Below are 19,793 nucleotides of genomic sequence, written 5' to 3'. Positions count from 1 at the left end.
CTTTAAGCTTCTTTACATTAGGTAAGGCAAAAGCCTTTTCGTCTTTATATACTGAAAAAGAGCCCCAATTTTGTGGGCAGCAATGTGTGACAACAGGGGGCAAGGGATGTTGCTAAAGAAACGGTATGGTCGTCCATTGTCAGCGCTCAGTCTGAGCCTGGCACTGGCATTTGCTCCGCTGTTCAATGTCCAGGCCGCAGAGCCTGAAGTCGTACCAGGTGATAGTTCCGCAACGCCTGGCGAGCTTTCCGTCGCGCTGACGCAAAGCGATGGGCAATCGCCGGCGGTAGCTAAACTGGCCGGTGAGCAGCCGCTGTCGATGGAAGCCGCGGCGAACAGTCGCGCCCAGATCGAAGCGCTGTTGCCGGCTGGCTACAAACCCGTCTTTATGAATCCGCTGGTGTCGCTATACGCCGCCAGGGATATGAAACCGATGTGGGAAAACCGCGAGGCGGTGCAGGCGTTCCAGCAGCAGCTGGCGGAAATTGCTATTGCCGGTTTTCAGCCGCAGTTTACCACCTGGGTCAGCCTGCTGACCGATCCTGCCGTCAGCGGCATGGCGCGCGATGTGGTGTTGTCGGATGCTATGATGGGCTATCTGCACTTTATCAGCGGCATCCCCACCCAGGGGACTCGCTGGTTATATAGCTCGACACCGTACAAGATGGCGACCCCGCCGCTGTCGGTGATTAACCAGTGGCAACTGGCGCTGGACAATGGCTCCCTGCCGGCGTTTATCGCCGGCCTGGCGCCGCATCATCCGCAGTATGAGGCCATGCACCAGTCGCTGCTGGCGCTGGTGGCTGATTCACGCCCGTGGCCGCAAATGACCGGCAGCGGCTCGCTGCGCCCCGGGGAATGGAGCAATGATATCGGCGCCTTGCGCGAGATCCTCCAGCGTACCGGCATGCTGGAGAATACTGCTAATATCGTCCTGCCTGGCGACGTGGTGAGCCCGTCGGCGAAGAAGAAGAGTAAACCTGCGGCGCGCGGTGTGTACGATCGCCAGCTGGTGGAGGGCGTTAAGCGCTTCCAGGCCATGCAGGGGCTGGGTGCAGATGGCGTTATCGGCCAGTCCACCCGCGACTGGCTTAATGTCTCCTCGGCGCAGCGTGCCGGGGTGCTGGCGCTAAACATTCAGCGGCTACGTCTGCTGCCGGGCAAACTGTCCACCGGCATCATGGTGAATATCCCCGCTTTCTCGCTGGTCTATTACCAGGACGGCAGTCAGGTGCTGGCTTCTCGGGTGATCGTGGGGCGTCCGGACCGCAAAACCCCAATGATGAGCAGTGCGCTGAATAACGTGGTGGTCAATCCGCCGTGGAACGTACCGCCGACCCTGGCGCGCAAAGATATTCTGCCGAAGGTGCGTAATAATCCTGGCTATCTGGAGCAGCATGGCTACACCGTGATGCGCGGCTGGAACAGTAAAGAGACTATCGATCCTTACCGGGTTGACTGGTCAACCATCACCGAGAACAATTTACCGTTCCGTTTTCAGCAGGCGCCTGGGGCACGTAATTCACTGGGGCGCTACAAGTTTAATATGCCGAGTTCGGATGCTATCTATCTGCATGATACGCCAAACCATAATCTGTTTCAGAAGGATGTCCGCGCGCTCAGTTCCGGCTGCGTCAGGGTGAATAAAGCCTCGGAGCTGGCCAATATGCTGCTGCAGGATGCGGGCTGGAATGACACGCGTATTTCCGACGCCCTGAAGCAGGGAGACACGCGTTATGTCAATATTCGGCAAAATATACCGGTGAATTTATATTACTTAACGGCGTTTGTGGACGCTGATGGACGTACACAATATCGAACAGATATTTACAATTACGATCTCACCGCGCGATCCAGCGCACAAATTCTGACGAAAGCTGAACAATTAATCAGGTAAATGAAGTAGTTCAATGGATTTTGTTGTCCTAGCACTGGGTAAAAAAGGGCGCGGCTCCTCCGCAGCGCCCGATTTTCCTGGGGTGAGGCTGCCTTGACGTTGGCAATAATGCCCGGTAAGGTGCCTTTCGTGCGCCAGAAGTGCATATACATATCATTCCGCTCAATGCGTAGCGCGATCAGCGCGAACGCTCTCCTTTGCCGGGCAGCATCACGGTCGTGGCGAGCGATAGCGAGCTGATCCTGGCATCGCGCAAGGCGGAAAAAGTATATAACGATTCATTGACTGTAGACCTGATTATCATGGACAAATTTGACGCTAATCGCCGCAGATTGCTGGCGTTGGGTGGCGCTGCGCTGGGTGCTGCCGCCATTCTCCCTGCGCCGGCATTTGCCACCCTCTCGACCCCCCGTCCGCGTATTTTGACGCTGAATAACCTGCATACCGGTGAATCGCTCAAGGCGGAGTTTTTCGATGGCAGAGGCTATATTCAGGATGAATTAGCAAGACTTAACCATTTTTTCCGCGATTATCGTGCGAATAAAATTAAGTCCATCGATCCAAATCTGTTCGATCATCTTTATCGGTTGCAGGGCCTACTTGGCACCAACAAACCTGTCCAACTTATCTCTGGCTATCGTTCCCTCGATACCAATGATGAGCTCCGCGCACGAAGCCGTGGTGTAGCGAAACACAGCTATCACACCAAGGGGCAGGCGATGGATTTCCATATTGAAGGTATTTCGTTAAGCAATATTCGCAAAGCGGCGTTATCTATGCGCGCAGGTGGTGTAGGATATTACCCACGTAGTAACTTTGTGCATATTGATACCGGTCCCGTAAGGCACTGGTAACGAAAGGAGCGTCATGAACTATCGTATTATTCCGGTTACCGCGTTCGCGCAGAACTGTTCTCTTATCTGGTGCGAACAAACCCGGCTGGCGGCGCTGGTCGATCCTGGCGGCGATGCTGAACGTATCAAAGCGGTGGTCGCCGAAGCTGGCGTCACGCTAATGCAGATCCTGCTGACGCATGGCCACCTCGATCACGTTGGCGCTGCGGCGGAACTGGCGCAGCATTATGGCGTACCGGTTATTGGCCCGGAAAAAGAAGATGAGTTCTGGCTGGAAGGATTACCGGCGCAAAGCCGGATGTTCGGCCTGGAGGATTGCCAGCCGCTGCGTCCGGATCGCTGGCTCAATGAAGGCGATGTGGTCAATGTGGGGAATGTGGCGCTGCAGGTCCTGCATTGCCCGGGCCATACGCCGGGTCACGTGGTCTTTTTTGATAACGCCTCCCGGCTGCTGATCTCCGGAGATGTGATTTTTAAAGGCGGAGTAGGGCGCAGCGATTTTCCGCGCGGCGACCATGGGCAGCTGATTGCGGCTATTAAGGATAAGCTATTGCCGCTGGGCGATGATGTGACCTTTATTCCCGGCCATGGTCCGCTGTCGACGCTGGGTGAGGAACGTCGTAACAACCCATTCCTGCAGGACGAGATGCCGGTCTGGTAACAGACATGACGTGAACATATAAAAAAGGCCGCATTCGCGGCCTTTTTCTTTATACAGCGCTTACAGCACGGCGACGATGGCTTCGCACAGCGGCGCCATGTTGTCAGGCGTCATCCCGGCTACGTTGATACGCCCGGAAGCAACGGCATAGATAGCGAATTCTTCGCGCAGACGCAGGACCTGCTCTTTACTCAGCCCGCTGAACGAGAACATGCCATTCTGTTTGCTGATAAAGCTAAAGTCGCGGCTCGCGCCTTTCTCCTGCAGGGTATTGACGAACAGCAGGCGCATACGCTGGATGCGCTGGCGCATATCGGTCAGCTCCTGCTCCCAGATAGCTCGCAGCGCATCGTTGCTCAGAATGGTGGCGACCACGGATGCGCCATGCGCAGGCGGGTTGGAGTAGTTGGCGCGGATCACCGATTTCATCTGACTGAATGCGCGGTCCACGGTCTCCTGATCGGCGGCGACCAGGGTGCAGGCGCCGACGCGCTCGTTGTACAGGCCAAAGTTTTTCGAGTAAGAGCTGGCGACCAGCAGCTCTTTGTGCAGCGCAGCAAAGGCGCGCAGCCCTTCAGCATCTTCTTCCAGACCACGGGCGAAGCCCTGGTAAGCGAAATCAAACAGCGGCAGCCAGCCTTTTTCGACCGACAGTTGCGCCAGCTGTTGCCACTGGTCGAGCGTCGGATCGATACCGGTTGGGTTGTGGCAGCAGCCGTGGAATAGCACCACGTCGCCAGCCTGGGCTTCGTTCAGGCTGGCCAGCAGACCATCAAAGTCCAGCGCGTGGTTAGCCGCGTCGTAGTAAGCGTACTCACGCACTTCCAGCCCGGCAGAGGTAAACACGCTTTTATGGTTCGGCCAGCTTGGGTTGCTCACCCACACACGTTTTACGTCAGTGTTTTTCGCGAGGAAGTCTGCGGCGACGCGCAGCGCACCGGTACCGCCCGGGGTCTGCGCGGTGCGGGCGCGTTTATCGGCGATAATCGCATTGCCTTTACCGAACAGCAGTTCCTGGGTGCAGCGACCAAATTCAGGAATACCATCGATGCCCAGATAGTTTTTAGTCGTTTCATTTTCCAGCAGGTACTGTTCTGCTTTTTTGACGCTGGTCAGAACGGGTGTTTTACCGGTTTCATCCTTGTAAACACCAATTCCGAGGTTAATTTTTTCAGGGCGGTCATCAGCACGAAACAGATCGGCCAGACCTAAAATCGGGTCGGCTGGGGCGGCGGTAATGTTCTCAAACATGACGAGGTTCCATTGTGATTACTGAAGGGAAATCCGCTATCAGGTTAACGGGAGAATAACGAATTGCCAACCGTTTGCGACAAAAAGCGCGAAGGTTTTCAAAAGAGACGATCTTTACCTCACGAATACAGAAAAGCAGGACCGAAGTCCTGCTCTGAAGGCATATCACGAAGGGGTGTACTGCAAATTAGAACTGGTAAACGATACCCACGGCCGCCTGGTCGTCGGTCGCTACGCCAGCTTCACGCGTATAGGCGTTGTCGTCCAGTTGGTTGAACTTGTACGCCGCATAGACGTTCATGTTCTTGTTGAAGTAGTACCAGGTACCCACTTCGACGTATTTAACCAGATCTGCATCGCCGCCGGAGAAGCCGCCGCGCGCCTGCAGGTCTTTACCTTTGGTCTGTACGTAGCCGATGGACGGACGCAGGCCGAAGTCGAACTGATACTGTACAACGGCTTCGAAGTTCTGGGTTTTACCAGCGAAGTAGTTACCCTGGTTTTCCGGAGTCATGTTGTAAGTCTGGGAGTACATGACGGCCGCATAGACGTTGTTGGCGTCATATTTTGCAGAGGTTGCCCAAGCTTCAGCTTTGTCGCCATTGCCGTCAGCTTTCTGATCGACGCTACGGTTAGAGTTAGCATAGCCTGCAGACAGCGCGATACCGTTGTCGAACGCGTAAGTAGCCGCGGTGCTGAAGCCGTCGCCATTCTGTTTGTGGATCGAGCGGTCGTGGTCATTTTTACCCTGGTACTGCAGCGCGAAACTCAGGCCGTCAACCAGACCGAAGAAGTCAGAGTTACGGTAGGTTGCCACGCCGTTGGTACGACCGGTCATGTAGTTGTCGGTGTAGTTCCAGCCGTCGCCGCCCCATTCAACCAGCATATCGGTTGCCGCTTCGACGTCGTAGATTGCACCGTAGTTACGGCCGTAGTCGAATGAGCCGTATTCGCCTGCTTTCAGGCCCGCGAACGCCAGACGGGTTTTCGTTGGCTGGGAACCTTCAACGTTGGACGCATCCATGTTGTATTCCCACTGGCCATAACCGGTCAACTGATCGTTGATCTGGGTTTCGCCTTTCAGGCCGATACGGGCATAGGTGGTATCGTCGCTGCTGGTGTCGCCATTGGTGGTCCAGACGTGCTCGCCGACCATTTTTCCGTAGAAGTCCAGTTTGTTGCCGTTTTTGTTATAGATTTCTGCAGCGTTGGCTGCACCGGCTACCAGCAGGGCAGGGATCACCACTGCCAGAATATTGCGCTTCATCATTATTTATTACCCTCATTAATATTTTTTATATGAACACGTGCCACTGCCGTCAATAAGTTCTGTCAATAAAAACTTACAGAACCATTGATGAGAGTTTGGTGTCTGAAGGCATCTTTCCATCCGCGACAACGTTTCGCTAGCCGGAAAATGCTACTAATATCTCATATGAGTAACAAAAAGAAAAAACATGTAACTAAGTATGTATTTTTGGGAACTTTGTGAACTTAATCAAAATTCCGTTCCACGTGGTGAGGTAATTCGCCTATCCATATCTATCTATATGAAATATTTATGATTAATTTGGATAAGCGTAAATTTGCTCATTTTATGTATTAAATTCGCCCTCTTTTTATTCAGACCTTGTCTTTGCAAGATGTGCGGTGGAAGGTTAAAAAATGAGCAAATTTATCAGAGGTTTTGCTCTGTTATGAACATAAAGTGCGATCTGCATCACCGGTATGCACCGAAATAGTGCGTAACATAAATGTGATTTCCAGGCCTTGATGTTTAAGTTTGTTGAATTTTGCTAACAGTAATTGACATAAAAAAAGGCCAGCTTGCGCTGGCCTTTCAGGTTTATGGCAGAAAAATTTAGAATGTCGCGTTGCGCGGAGTACGCGGGAACGGAATGACATCGCGGACGTTCTGCACGCCGGTTACGTAAGCGATAAGGCGTTCGAAGCCCAGACCAAAGCCGGAATGCGGCACAGTGCCGTAGCGGCGCAGGTCGCGATACCACCAGTAGTCTTCTTTATTCAGCCCCATCTCGGCCATACGCGCGTCGAGCACGTCGAGACGCTCTTCACGCTGGGAACCGCCGATGATCTCGCCGATGCCCGGCGCCAGGACGTCCATTGCCGCGACGGTTTTACCGTCTTCGTTAAGGCGCATGTAGAACGCCTTAATGTCTTTCGGGTAGTTTTTCACCACCACCGGCGCTTTGAAGTGCTCTTCGGCCAGGTAACGTTCGTGCTCGGAGGAGAGATCCACGCCCCAGTACACCGGGTTCTCGAACTGCTTGCCGCAGTTTTCCAGAATGGTGACGGCGTCGGTGTAATCTACCTGGGCAAAATCAGCGGTGATAAAGCGCTGCAGACGGTCGATAGCGTCTTTATCCACGCGCTCGGCGAAGAACTGCATGTCGTCCGCACGCTCTTCCAGTACCGCTTTGAAGACGTACTTGAGCATCGCTTCCGCCAGACCGGCAACGTCGTTCAGGTTAGCGAAGGCCACTTCCGGCTCCAGCATCCAGAATTCCGCCAGGTGGCGGCTGGTGTTGGAGTTCTCGGCGCGGAAGGTCGGGCCGAAGGTATAAATCTTCGACAGCGCACAGGCGTAGGTCTCGCCGTTCAGCTGGCCGGAAACGGTCAGGAATGCCTCTTTACCGAAGAAGTCCTTGTCGAAATCGACTTTGCCCTGATCGTTACGCGGCAGGTTTTCCAGATCCAGCGTCGACACGCGGAACATTTCGCCAGCGCCTTCGGTATCGGAGGCCGTGATCAGCGGGGTGGAGACCCAGAAGAAGCCCTGCTCATCAAAGAAGCGATGCAGCGCCTGCGCCAGGGTGTGACGCACGCGGGCAACTGCGCCGATCAGGTTGGTGCGCGGACGCAGGTGCGCCACTTCACGCAGATACTCGATGCTGTGGCGCTTGGCCGCCATCGGGTAGGTGTCCGGGTCTTCCACCCAGCCGGTCACTTCCACGCTGGTCGCCTGGATCTCAAAGCTTTGACCCTGACCCTGGGAAGCCACGACTTTACCGGTGACAATCACCGAGCAACCTGTGGTTAGACGCAGCACTTCCTGATTGTAATTGGGCAGAGAATTATTAATAACGGCCTGTACAGGATCAAAGCAGGAACCGTCATAGACGGCGAGGAAAGAAAAGCCAGCTTTAGAATCTCGGCGGGTACGCACCCATCCGCGGACCGTGACTTCGCTGTCAACGGCAACGCGGCCCTGGAGTACGTCGGCTACAGGCACAACGCTCATAATAATCTCTCTATGTAGTCCAATAAAAAAGTCTCTTCCCCCAACAGCGGGGGGATATCTATGTTACCTGTCATCTTCCATCAGACAAGTAGATTTCGCACAGGGAAGGGTGGATTTCGGAAATAAATACACCTCCGGGGCGTTCTTTGGCTCACCATTTCGACTTTTACACGACTTACTCGATAATGACCGTCATTTCCTGCTTCGCATTTTGCATCGACACGATGGTCCGGAAAGACTTGATATTTCCCGAGGCAAAAAAGAGTTCACGGGTTAGCGCTTCGTATTCCGCCATATCACGGACGTTGATCACGAGCAGAAAATCGAAGTCGCCAGTGACATAGTAGACCTGCTGCACTTGCGGACAGGTTACGAAACGCTGTTTATCCTCCTCAAGCAGATCGAGACGTTCATTCTCAATGGTCACCTGCACCATAATGGTGATTGGTCTTCCTACTTTACTGGCGTCCACTAAGCTAACACTGCCTTTAATCACCCCTGCATCCTCCAGTGCAGCGATACGCCGATTGACTGCCGAAGGAGACAGGCTGATCCGATCGGCGATCTCCCGTTGCGACAAGCGATTATTACGCTGCAAGAGCGTAAGAATTTTTTTATCCCATGCGTCAAGTTTCATCATATATCTCGTCCTGCAAGCCTGTGATCAACCTCACTAATGCAACGTTGTTGCGTGAGAATGATAAAACAGAGTGAAAATTGCGGCGCGATGGGCAACTTTGCGCCAATTAACCGCCGGGCGCAGTGTACCATCACAGGCAGTGGGGAAGCGGTATATCGCGACAAAAAGCCTCTCACATTCTGACTTAACCAATTTAAAGCGACCGTCCTGTCTCAGGCCGCACGGCTCCGTGCACCCGTCGTTTAGGCGGAATGGTCGCAAATAACGTTATCGTCGCAGGACGATATGAAAATAGAGGTGCCTGAATAGTGGACACAATTAAATATCAACTTAACGCCCGGCGGCAGCCCTATGGCCAGGGAGCAGACTTGAGTCTGCTGAATGAAAGCGTGGGGAACGAAGTGCTGGCATTCCATCAAAAATTTCCTGATTACCGGGTCACGCCGCTGCGTAAGCTGGAATTTTTAAGCCAGCGGCTGGGGCTGGGATCAATCCATATAAAAGATGAAGCGCAGCGATTCGGTTTGAATGCGTTTAAAGGATTAGGCGGATCCTATGCGATGGGGAAATATCTCGCCGCTCTGCTCGAGCGAGATATTAATACGTTGAGCTTTGCCGAGCTTAATTCACCAGTGATTAAGGCGCGTATCAAGGACATCGTATTTGTGACTGCTACCGACGGTAACCACGGACGTGGCGTGGCGTGGGCGGCTGAGCAGCTTGGGCTGCGTGCGGTGGTGTATATGCCAAAGGGCTCGTCACCGGTACGCGCGCAGAATATTCGCCGGCATGGCGCCGAATGCACGATTACTGAACTGAACTACGACGACACCGTTCGGCTGGCGGCCAAAACCGCGCGCGAGCAGGGATGGGTTCTACTCCAGGATACCGCCTGGCAGGGCTACGAGCAGATCCCCACATGGATCATGCAAGGCTATATGACCCTCGCTGTTGAAATCTGGCAGCAGCTGGCTGAAAGCGGAGCGCCGATGCCGACGCATCTGTTTCTACAAGCTGGGGTCGGGTCGTTTGCTGGCAGCATCATGGGATATTTCATCGAAAAGATGCAGCAGCAGGCTCCCACCATCATCATCGTTGAGCCGCACAAGGCGAACTGCCTGTATCGCTCGGCAATCATTAATGACGGACTGCCGCACAGCGTCGGCGGGGATATGTCAACCCTGATGGCCGGGCTTGCCTGTGGTGAACCTAATATCACCAGCTGGCCAATGCTCCGCGACCATGCCACCTGTTTTATTTCCGCCGACGATTGTCTGGCCGCCAATGGCATGCGCCTGTTGGCCGCTCCGCGACCAGGTACTGACGAACCTTTTGTCTCCGGGGAATCCGGCGCTATCGGCACAGGAGTGCTTTATGCGCTGATGACTCAACCGGAGTATCGCGAGCTTGCCGAATCGCTGCGCCTGAATGCCGATGCACAGGTTCTGTTAATCAGCACGGAAGGAGATACATCACCCGATGTCTATGAAGACATCGTCTGGTTTGGCCGTAATGGTTGAGCGCTATCGACAATAACAAGGGGGCCATCTTACCTACCCTACAAGCCCTCGGTATGACAAGCGTTCTGACTCATAACGAAAACATACGCGCTTTCGCGTCATGCATAGAGAGAACCTGACCGATGAATACTGAAAATATAATTATCAATAAAGGATGTTCCGATCCCGCAAAGTGGCATAGCGAAGATACCGTTTGGGTCCTTGGCCTGTTCGGTACCGCCATTGGCGCCGGGGTGCTGTTTCTGCCGATTAATGCCGGAATTGGCGGCTTCTGGCCGCTGCTGATTGTTTTTGTCCTCGCTTTTCCTATTACTTATCTGGCTCACCGCGGTCTGGCGAGATTCATTTACTCTTCCAATACGCCGGAAAGCAGTATTACCGATGTTATTGGCGAGCATTTTGGCGCGCTGGCGGGAAAAGTATTTACCGTCATCTATTTCTTCGCCGTCTATACCATTCTGATTATGTATGCGGTGGCTATTACCAACACCGCGCAGAGCTTTATCACCCACCAGTTGGCAATGGCCGAGCCTCCCCGGTCGCTGGTGGCCATCGTTCTGATCCTCGGGTTGATGTTTATCGTCCGTTTCGGACAGCGTTTGATAATGCGGGTGATGAGCACTCTGGTTTATCCCTTCATCATCTCGCTTATTTTTATGGCACTTTTTCTGATTCCGCACTGGAACGGCGCAATTTTGCAAACTGTAAGCTTCAGCGCCACGGGCGATGGGCAGGGGATCATGTTATCCCTGTGGATGACCTTCCCGGTACTGGTGATGTCGTTTAACCACTATCCCATCATTTCGCCGATGGTGGTGCGCCAGAAGCAGCGTTACGGTCTGGCGCTCGCTGAGGGTAAATGTGCGCAGATCCAGCGCTACGGTATCCTGCTCATGACGGTGGTGGTGCTGTTTTTTGTTCTCAGCTGCGTGTTAAGCCTGTCGCCGCAGCAACTGGCGGAAGCCAAAGCCCAGAATCTGTCGATTTTGTCCTATCTGGCCAATCAGTACGATACACCGATTATTGCCTGGCTATCGCCGATTATCGCCTTTGTCGCTATTACTAAATCATTTCTTGGCCACTACATCGGCGCCTATGAATCGCTGCGCGACCTGATTCTGGAGGCCGCCGCCGCACGCGGTAAAAAACCAGGTATTCGCCTCGTCGACGCGGTCATCCTGGTGTTTATGGTGCTTACCTGCTGGTTCGCCGCGTACAAGAATCCCAGTATCCTCGGTATTATCGAATGCATCAGCGGTCCCACTGGGGCGGCAATTCTGCTGCTGTTGCCTATGTACGCCATTCATAAATTACCGGTGCTTGCCCCCTGGCGCGGTAAAGCGAGCAACGTTTTCGTCACCCTGATCGGTCTTATCACCGTATCTGCCATTTTTTACGGCATGTTCCAATAACCACCATTATTAGCGAGATGTTATATGAGTCATTATCTGCAGATTAACGGCCAACGGCTTATCGATTCCCTGTATGCACTTGGCGAACATGGTGCGCTGCCAGGTGGCGGCGTATGCCGCCTGGCAGCGACTGCCGAAGATAAAGCCGGCAGGGACTTTGTTGTAGCCCGCATGAAGGCGCTGGGCCTGAGCGTGTCAATTGATGCTATCGGCAATGTCACCGGCGTTTATCACGGCGAGGAGACGTTGCCGATGGTGATGATGGGGTCACATATCGATACCGTCGCCACCGGTGGGTTATACGATGGCAACTACGGCGTTATGGCCGGCCTTGAGGTGATTGCCACCCTCCAGGATGCCGGGATCCGCACCCGACGACCGTTGGCGGTAACCTTCTTTACTAACGAGGAGGGGGTGCGATTTCAGCCCGATATGATGGGCAGCGTGGTGTTTGCCGGCGAGTATCCGTTGGCGCAGGCGCTCGCGGCAAAAGATCTCGACGGTATCACGCTCGATGAAGCGCTGCGTAACATTGGTTATAAAGGCGAACGTCAGCCGGGAGATATGGCGGTAGATAGCTACGTTGAGCTGCATATCGAGCAGGGACCAATTCTTGATAAAGAGCAGATTGATATTGGCGTGGTTACCGGCGTACAGGGTATTTCGTGGCAGGAATTTACCCTAAGAGGCGTATCGAATCATGCGGGTACTACCCCAATGTCCATGAGACGTGATGCCGGGCTGGCGGCTGCGAAAATCGCTGTTTTTGCCCGTGAGCTGGCGCTAAGCCTTGGTGGTAATCAGGTAGCTACCGTTGGACATTTCAGCGTGAAGCCTAATCTAATCAACGTCATTCCCAACCATGTCGTCATGTCAGTGGATCTCCGCAATACCGATAATGCGATCTTATGTCTGGCAGAGCAGCAATTGGCCGAATTTGTCGCGAAAACGTCGCAGGAAGAGGGCGTGGAGATAACCAGCCGCTCACTGGTGCGCTTTAATCCGGTCATTTTTGCCGATGAGATCGTCAATGCGGTGGAAGCCGAGGCGGAGCGTCAGGCGCTCAGTTACCGACGTTTGCCAAGCGGCGCCGGACACGATGCACAATTTATGGCGTCGGTATGTCCCGCCGGGATGATTTTTGTCCCCTGCGTCGATGGCATTAGCCATAACGTCAAAGAACATAGCGCAGCCAAAGATCTGATTGCTGGCGCCAATGTGCTGCTGCAGGTGGTTTTACAGCGCGCCCAGCGTATGGACTAATGTTTACAGGAGCAGAGAATGAATCAGCAACAGCTAAAGCAGCAGCTTATCGCCTGGCGTCACTATTTGCATGCCCATCCGGAAAGCGCCTTCGAGGAGCAGAATACTTCACGGTTTATTGCCGAAAAGCTCGAAGCTATGGGCATTGAGGTGCACCGCGATATTGGCAAAACCGGGGTGGTGGGGAGATTGAAATGCGGCGACGGGAAGGGCGTTATCGCTATTCGTGCCGATATCGATGCCATTCAATTGACCGAACAGGGAGACTGGTCTTACCGCTCCATGACCGCCGAGCGGATGCACGGCTGCGGACATGATGGTCATACCTGCATTGCGCTGGGCGCGGCACAGTTGCTATTGCAGCGGCAGAATTTTAACGGCACGGTCTGCTTTGTTTTTCAGCCTGCTGAGGAACCTGGCTATGGCGCCAGAGCGATGATGGACGATGGCGTTATTGAACGCTTTGGCATAGAGGAAATCTACGGTCTGCATAATATGCCGGGTATGAAAGCCGGGACTATCGCCACGCGAGTCGGTGGCATTATGGCCAGTGAAGATAACTTTATTATTCGTATTAAAGGGCAGGGAGCGCATGCGGCGCGGCCTCATATGGCGAAAGATCCGCTGGTCATTGCGGCGGAAATCATCCTGGCTTTGCAGACAATTGTTTCGCGAAATGTTGATCCGAACGTGCCAGCGGTCATTTCCTGTACTGAACTGCACACCGATGGCATCCGCAATGCGATTCCGACGCACGTCGAAATCAAAGGGGATACGCGCAGCTTTGCACCGGAGGTGCAGATGCTGCTCGAAGAACGAATGCGTACCATTAGCGAAGCGATTTGCGCGATGCACGGTGCGACGTGCCAGTTCAGCTATACCCATGAATTTGCGCCAACGGTGAACTGGCAGCAATGCGTTGATGTAGCGGTCACCGCTGCGATTAACGTGGTAGGGGCTGAGAAGGTGGACGGCAACGTCGCACAGATGATGATTTCGGAGGATTTTGGCGCTTTTCTGCAAAAAATCCCCGGCTGTTTCATCTTTTTAGGCAACGGCGATAGTTCAGATGCTCAGGGCAATACACCGTTGCATAATGCCTGCTACGACTTTAATGATGAGATATTGCTAACTGGCGCGGAGTATTTTGCCGAGGTCGTCAGAGCCCGTCTGCCGCAGGAGTGATATTGATTGGCCCGATAGCAGAATGCCGTCGGGCCATGTTTTTTAGCTTGCCTTTTTAATCGGCGGCAGGTCGAACGCCTCGCGCAGGGCGCGGACGAAGGCCTTATCGTGGCAAATGGTTTTCCCCGGGCTGTCGGAGAGTTTCGCCACCGGCTTGCCGTTACATTCCACCAGCTTAATCACGATATTGAGCGGTTTAACCTGCGGCAGATCGCAGGTTAAACGGGTGCCGATACCAAAGCTGAGCTTCACCCGTGAGGCGAAGTGGCGATACAGATCGACGGCTTTCGCCAGGTCGAGATTATCGGAGAAGACCAGCACTTTGCTCAGCGGATCGATACCGAGCTTCTGATAATGGGCGATAGCTTTTTCTCCCCATTCCACCGGGTCGCCGGAATCGTGGCGCAACCCCTGATAGCGGGTGGCGAATTCCGGACCGAAATCACGCAGGAACGCATCCATAGTGATGCAGTCGGTCAGCGCGATGCCCAGCTGGTCGGGGTACTCTTCCAGCCAGGCGGCAAGGGCCGCTCGCTGGCTGCTGGCAAGGCTGGGGCTGATCTGCTGGTGGGCCTGGAACCACTCATGGGCCTGGGTGCCCATCGGGGTTAAATTCAGACGGCGCGCCAGATCGTAATTACTGGTGCCGACAAACCATGGCTCCTGCTGTAGACGCCGCACAATACCTTCCTGCACCTCGCGTGAAAAACGGCGGCGGGTGCCGAAGTCCATCAGACGGAAGGCGCTCATGTCGAGGTCCGCGGTCATGCTGGCGAAGTCGCCTAGCTTATGTTCCAGCGTGTTTAGCGCCTGATCGATGCCCATCTCCGGTGAACGATAGCGATGGACCAGCTCGCTTATCACTGCCAGCAGCGGGACTTCCCACATGATAGCTTCCCGCCACGGGCCGGTAAGGCGAATGTTCAGCTTGCCATTGTCATTGCTGACCGTGACCTGGCGCGGGTCATAGCGAAAATCGCGCAGCCAGTCGAGATAATCCTGGCGGAAAAAGGGAAGAGTGGACAGCCAGTGATATTCATCATCCCGCAGCCTCAGGTCGCGCATGGACTCCACCTGCTCGCGGATCGCGTCGGCATAGATGCCGAGCAGGTCGTCTCCACGGCAGCGAAACTCCGCCGCCACATGTACATCACCGTAGTGGTGGAAGACAGCCTGCTGCATGTGCAGCTTGTAGGCATCCGTATCAAGCAGCGAGTGCAGTACAGGAGAAGTGAATTGTGTCATGGTGCGCAGTAGCATCCTCTCACTGGAGCGTTCCATCCAAACCAACGCGGAAAAAGGAGGCGGAGTATACCTTTATTACCCGACTCTGTCCCGCGATGGCGAGCGACGGCGACGCTGACGGTCATTTGCGAGGCCTAGTTTAATATATTGAACATGGATCACACCACAAGCTTTGCGTCGGGTCGAGGGCATTTCGTGCCGCGAGTGTTAACAAAATGTAGCGATTTCCGTGTTTCACGTTGAAAAGATGAAGATTCTGCATAGCGCGTTTGACACAACAGGAATAGACTGGGACGACACTTTACCGAAGATGCTAAAGGTTTTTTATGACACAACAGCCCCAAGCCAAATACCGCCACGACTATCGTGCGCCGGAGTATCTGATTAGCGATATCGATTTGACCTTTGACCTGGATGCCGCAAAAACCGTTGTTACGGCCGAGAGCAAGGTCTCCCGCCACGCGGCTGCGTCTGATGTGCCATTGCGCCTGGACGGCGAAGATCTGACCCTGATCGCTCTGCAGGTGAACGGCCAGCCGTGGAGTGACTATAAAGAAGAAAACAATCAGCTGGTGATCGGCGGCCTGCCGGAGCATTTCACCCTGACCATCGTCAATGAGATCAGCCCGGCAGCGAACACCGCGCTGGAAGGCCTGTATCAGTCAGGCGAAGCGTTGTGCACCCAGTGCGAAGCGGAAGGTTTCCGCCATATTACCTGGTATCTGGATCGTCCGGATGTGCTGGCGCGCTTTACTACCAAAATTATCGCCGACAAAGCGAAATACCCGTTCTTACTCTCCAACGGCAACCGTATGGCGGAAGGAGAGCTGGAGAACGGTCGTCACTGGGTACAGTGGCAGGATCCGTTCCCGAAGCCGTGCTACCTGTTTGCGCTGGTGGCCGGTGATTTTGACGTCCTGCGCGATTCATTCCGCACCCGCTCTGGCCGCGAAGTGGCGCTGGAGCTGTACGTCGATCGCGGCAACCTCGATCGCGCGCCGTGGGCGATGACCTCGCTGAAAAACTCTATGAAGTGGGATGAGGAGCGCTTTGGCCTCGAGTACGACCTTGATATCTATATGATTGTCGCCGTCGACTTCTTCAATATGGGGGCGATGGAGAATAAAGGGCTGAACGTCTTTAACTCCAAATATGTCCTGGCACGCACCGATACCGCCACCGATAAAGACTACCTCGATATTGAGCGGGTGATTGGTCATGAATATTTTCATAACTGGACCGGCAACCGCGTCACTTGCCGCGACTGGTTCCAGCTCAGCCTGAAAGAGGGACTGACCGTCTTCCGCGATCAGGAGTTCAGCTCTGACCTTGGCTCACGTGCGGTGAACCGCATCAACAACGTGCGCACCATGCGCGGGTTGCAGTTTGCCGAAGACGCCAGCCCGATGGCGCACCCGATCCGCCCGGATATGGTGATCGAGATGAACAACTTCTACACCCTGACAGTCTATGAAAAGGGTGCCGAAGTGATCCGCATGCTGCATACCTTGCTGGGTGAAGAAAACTTCCAGAAAGGGATGCAGCTGTACTTTGAACGCCATGACGGCAGCGCCGCCACCTGCGACGATTTCGTGCAGGCGATGGAAGATGCCTCTAACGTTGATCTGTCGCACTTCCGCCTCTGGTACAGCCAGTCCGGTACGCCAATCGTTACCGTGCATGATGACTACAACCCGGAAACCGAGCAGTACACATTGACTATCAGCCAGCGTACGCCGCCGACCGCCGAGCAGGCCGAGAAGCAGCCGCTGCATATTCCGTTTGCCATTGAGCTGTACGATAACGAAGGCAAGGTGATCCCCCTGCAGAAGGGTGGCCATCCAGTACACCCTGTGCTCAATGTGACCCAGGCCGAGCAGACTTTCGTCTTCGATAACGTCTATTTCCAGCCGGTGCCGGCGTTGCTGTGCGAATTTTCAGCACCCGTCAAACTGGAATATAAGTGGAGCGATCAGCAGCTGACCTTCCTGATGCGTCACGCGCGGAATGATTTCTCGCGCTGGGATGCGGCGCAGAGCCTGCTAGCGACCTACATCAAGTTGAACGTCAACCGCCATCAGCAGGGCCAGCCGCTGTCGCTGCCGGTGCACGTAGCCGATGCCTTCCGCGCCATCCTGCTGGATGAGAAAATTGACCCGGCGCTGGCCGCTGAGATCTTAACCCTGCCGTCGGCCAACGAAATCGCCGAGATGTTCGCGATTATCGATCCGATCGCTATCGCCACCGTGCGCGAAGCGCTCACCCGTACCCTGGCGAACGAACTGGCGGACGAATTCCTCGCGGTATATAACGCCAATAAGCTCGACAGCTACCGGGTGGAGCACGCCGATATCGGTAAGCGCGCCCTGCGCAATACCTGTCTGCGCTATCTGGCGTTTGCGGAGCCGACGCTGGGCGATAAGCTGGTGGCGGCACAATATCACCAGGCGGATAACATGACCGACGCGCTGGCTGCACTGTCGGCAGCGGTTGCGGCTGAACTGCCGTGCCGCGATGCGCTGATGCAGGAGTACGATGACAAATGGCATCAGGACGGTCTGGTGATGGATAAGTGGTTTATCCTGCAGTCCACCAGCCCGGCGGCCAACGTAGTGGAAACGGTACGTGGTTTGCTGAACCACCGTTCGTTCAGCATGAGCAACCCAAACCGTGTGCGCTCGTTAATTGGCGCTTTCGCCAGCAGCAACCCGGCGGCATTCCATGCTGAAGATGGCAGCGGTTACCAGTTCCTGGTGGAGATGCTGACTGAGCTGAACCAGCGCAACCCGCAGGTGGCGTCGCGCCTGATTGAGCCGTTGATTCGTCTGAAACGTTATGATGAGAAGCGGCAGGCGCTGATGCGCGCCGCGCTGGAGCAGTTGAAGGGGCTGGAGAATCTCTCCGGCGATCTGTTCGAGAAAATCAGTAAGGCGCTGGCGTAACGGCCGCAAAATCCCCGGTTGCGCTCTCGCTTACCGGGGCTACAGCGCTGTGCGATTTGGTAGCCCGGCCGAGCGAAGCGTGGGCCGGGGACGTTAGTTAGCCATGACTAAATAAACGCGGCGCGCTTTCGCTCTTGCCGCGTTTCATCACCCGATCCAGTACCTCCGCCTCCAGCTCGGCCAGCTTCGCCGAACCGGTGCGTCGCGGTCGTGGGATATCCACGCTTAAATCGAGTCCAATCTTCTTCTCTTCAATTAACAGCACCCGGTCGGCCATGGCCACCGCTTCACTGACGTCGTGGGTGACCAGCAGGACCGTAAAGCCATGTTCCTGCCACAGGGAGACGATCAGCTCCTGCATCTCCAAACGGGTGAGGGCATCCAGTGCCCCCAGCGGCTCGTCCAGCAGCAGCAGGCGCGGGCGATGGATCAGGGCGCGGGCCAGCGCAACGCGCTGCTTTTGCCCGCCCGACAGCGCCGCCGGCCACTCCTGCGCGCGGTTCTCGAGCCCGACGCTGGCCAGTGCCTGCAGGGCGGCGTCGCGCCAGGCCCCTTTTAACCCCAACCCTACGTTATCAATCACCGTTTTCCATGGCAGCAGGCGCGCATCCTGAAACATCATCCGGGTGTCGTCCTGGATCGCCGCCAGCGGCGTCACGCCCGCCAGCAGTTCGCCGGCGTTCGGTTTTTCCAGTCCCGCCAGCAGGCGCAGCAGGGTACTTTTGCCGCCGCCGCTGCGGCCCACCACCGCCACAAACTGGCCGCTGGGAATATGCAGATCCAGCTCGTTAAGAATGGTGTTATCGCCATAGCGTTTAGTCACCCCGTTCAGCAGCAGCGGGATACCTTGGTTGAGACGGGCAGTGTTCATGCGTTAGCCTCCTGAAGATGATATGCCGGATTCCAGCGCAGCCAGAGGCGCTCCAGCAGCTGGGCGCTGACGTCGGCCAGTTTGCCAAGGATGGCGTAAAGAATGATGGCGACCACCACCACGTCGGTTTGCAGAAATTCACGCGCGTTCATCGCCAGATAACCGATGCCAGCATTCGCCGAGATGGTTTCGGCGACAATAAGCGTCAGCCACATTAGACCGAGGGCAAAACGCACGCCGACCATAATCGAGGGCAGGGCGCCGGGTAAAATCACGTGACGGAACAGGGCGAAGCCGGATAAACCATAGCTGCGCGCCATCTCCACCAGCCCACGGTCGATATTGCGGATCCCATGCCAGGTGTTGATATAGATCGGGAACAGGGTGCCCAGCGACACAAGGAAGATCTTGGCGGTCTCGTCGATGCCGAACCACAAAATAACCAGCGGGATCAGCGCCAGATGCGGCACATTGCGCAACATCTGGATCGACGTGTCCAGCAGACGCTCGCCCCAGCGTGACAGGCCGCTGATCAGGCCGAGCACCAGCCCGATGGAACCGCCGATGGCGAAGCCGACCAGCGCTCGCCACGAACTGATGGCCAGATGCTGCCACAGCTCACCGCTGGCCGAGAGCGTCCAGAACGCTTTCAATACTCCCTCTGGCGAAGGCAGCACCCGCGTCGACAGCCAGCCGACGGATGAGGCCAGCTGCCAGACAATGACGGTTCCCACCGGCAGCAGCCAGGGGGCGAGGCGTAACAACAGGGGATGGGTTGCTTTTGCCATCA

General features: G+C 55.2%; 15 protein-coding genes. 8 read left to right on the top strand and 7 right to left on the bottom strand.

What is annotated here, in order from left to right; genetic code table 11:
• Positions 1-106: 106 nt before the first annotated feature.
• The 3 genes from ldtD (at position 107) to LGL98_RS16505 (ending at position 3,412) form a co-directional block, all read left to right on the top strand.
• Positions 107-1,897 carry a L,D-transpeptidase gene (gene ldtD / locus LGL98_RS16515; protein WP_136032051.1) on the top strand — a complete coding sequence of 597 codons (1,791 nt, stop codon included), beginning with the start codon at positions 107-109 and terminating at the stop codon, positions 1,895-1,897.
• Between the two features lie 302 nt (positions 1,898-2,199).
• Positions 2,200-2,751 carry a peptidoglycan L,D-endopeptidase MepK gene (gene mepK / locus LGL98_RS16510; RefSeq protein WP_004201403.1) on the top strand — a complete coding sequence of 184 codons (552 nt, stop codon included), beginning with the start codon at positions 2,200-2,202 and terminating at the stop codon, positions 2,749-2,751.
• 13 nt (positions 2,752-2,764) lie between these two features.
• Positions 2,765-3,412, top strand: a complete 648-nt coding sequence (locus LGL98_RS16505) for an MBL fold metallo-hydrolase (RefSeq protein WP_025712948.1) — start codon at positions 2,765-2,767, stop codon at positions 3,410-3,412.
• Positions 3,413-3,472: 60 nt separating this feature from the next.
• Here LGL98_RS16505 and LGL98_RS16500 read toward each other — a convergent pair whose 3' ends face one another.
• The 4 genes from LGL98_RS16500 to LGL98_RS16485 all read right to left on the bottom strand — a co-directional run bounded on the left by LGL98_RS16500 (position 3,473) and on the right by LGL98_RS16485 (position 8,562).
• The gene (locus LGL98_RS16500) at positions 3,473-4,663 is read right to left on the bottom strand and encodes an amino acid aminotransferase (protein WP_136032053.1); all 1,191 of its coding nucleotides are present in this window, start codon (positions 4,661-4,663) and stop codon (positions 3,473-3,475) included.
• A 187-nt stretch (positions 4,664-4,850) separates the two neighbouring features.
• Positions 4,851-5,933, bottom strand: a complete 1,083-nt coding sequence (gene ompK35, locus LGL98_RS16495) for a porin OmpK35 (protein WP_136032055.1) — start codon at positions 5,931-5,933, stop codon at positions 4,851-4,853.
• 591 nt (positions 5,934-6,524) lie between these two features.
• Positions 6,525-7,925, bottom strand: coding sequence for an asparagine--tRNA ligase (gene asnS / locus LGL98_RS16490; protein ID WP_136032057.1), 1,401 nt, complete (start codon positions 7,923-7,925; stop codon positions 6,525-6,527).
• Between the two features lie 175 nt (positions 7,926-8,100).
• Positions 8,101-8,562 carry an Lrp/AsnC family transcriptional regulator gene (locus tag LGL98_RS16485; RefSeq protein ID WP_002898209.1) on the bottom strand — a complete coding sequence of 154 codons (462 nt, stop codon included), beginning with the start codon at positions 8,560-8,562 and terminating at the stop codon, positions 8,101-8,103.
• Positions 8,563-8,933: 371 nt separating this feature from the next.
• Between LGL98_RS16485 and dpaL the strand changes: the two genes are divergently transcribed.
• The 4 genes from dpaL (at position 8,934) to LGL98_RS16465 (ending at position 13,945) form a co-directional block, all read left to right on the top strand.
• Positions 8,934-10,085, top strand: a complete 1,152-nt coding sequence (gene dpaL, locus LGL98_RS16480; protein WP_244609885.1) for a diaminopropionate ammonia-lyase — start codon at positions 8,934-8,936, stop codon at positions 10,083-10,085.
• A gap of 122 nt (positions 10,086-10,207) precedes the next feature.
• Positions 10,208-11,497 (top strand): aromatic amino acid transport family protein, encoded by a 1,290-nt coding sequence (locus LGL98_RS16475; protein ID WP_032411945.1) that lies wholly within the window; start codon positions 10,208-10,210, stop codon positions 11,495-11,497.
• 24 nt (positions 11,498-11,521) lie between these two features.
• A complete protein-coding gene (locus tag LGL98_RS16470) occupies positions 11,522-12,760 on the top strand; it encodes a Zn-dependent hydrolase (protein ID WP_004141764.1) in 1,239 nt (412 codons plus the stop codon).
• A gap of 18 nt (positions 12,761-12,778) precedes the next feature.
• A complete protein-coding gene (locus tag LGL98_RS16465) occupies positions 12,779-13,945 on the top strand; it encodes a M20 aminoacylase family protein (RefSeq protein ID WP_004147828.1) in 1,167 nt (388 codons plus the stop codon).
• 42 nt (positions 13,946-13,987) lie between these two features.
• Here the strand turns inward: LGL98_RS16465 and pncB are convergent, their stop codons facing one another.
• Positions 13,988-15,190 (bottom strand): nicotinate phosphoribosyltransferase, encoded by a 1,203-nt coding sequence (gene pncB, locus LGL98_RS16460; protein WP_136032061.1) that lies wholly within the window; start codon positions 15,188-15,190, stop codon positions 13,988-13,990.
• Between the two features lie 326 nt (positions 15,191-15,516).
• On the opposite strand from pncB, the gene pepN reads away from it, so the two are divergent.
• Positions 15,517-18,132 (top strand): aminopeptidase N, encoded by a 2,616-nt coding sequence (gene pepN, locus LGL98_RS16455; protein WP_136032063.1) that lies wholly within the window; start codon positions 15,517-15,519, stop codon positions 18,130-18,132.
• 97 nt (positions 18,133-18,229) lie between these two features.
• Here the strand turns inward: pepN and ssuB are convergent, their stop codons facing one another.
• The gene (gene ssuB / locus LGL98_RS16450; RefSeq protein WP_136032065.1) at positions 18,230-19,003 is read right to left on the bottom strand and encodes an aliphatic sulfonates ABC transporter ATP-binding protein; all 774 of its coding nucleotides are present in this window, start codon (positions 19,001-19,003) and stop codon (positions 18,230-18,232) included.
• Complete coding sequence (gene ssuC / locus LGL98_RS16445; RefSeq protein ID WP_136032067.1) at positions 19,000-19,791, bottom strand: aliphatic sulfonate ABC transporter permease SsuC; 792 nt, start codon at positions 19,789-19,791, stop codon at positions 19,000-19,002. Before ssuC ends, ssuB begins: the two co-directional genes overlap by 4 nt.
• Positions 19,792-19,793: the final 2 nt, after the last annotated feature.

This window comes from Klebsiella africana, assembly GCF_020526085.1.
GTDB lineage: Bacteria > Pseudomonadota > Gammaproteobacteria > Enterobacterales > Enterobacteriaceae > Klebsiella > Klebsiella africana.
The sequence above is the reverse complement of the archived record's forward strand: the minus strand, read 5'-3'. Positions and strand labels throughout refer to the sequence as shown.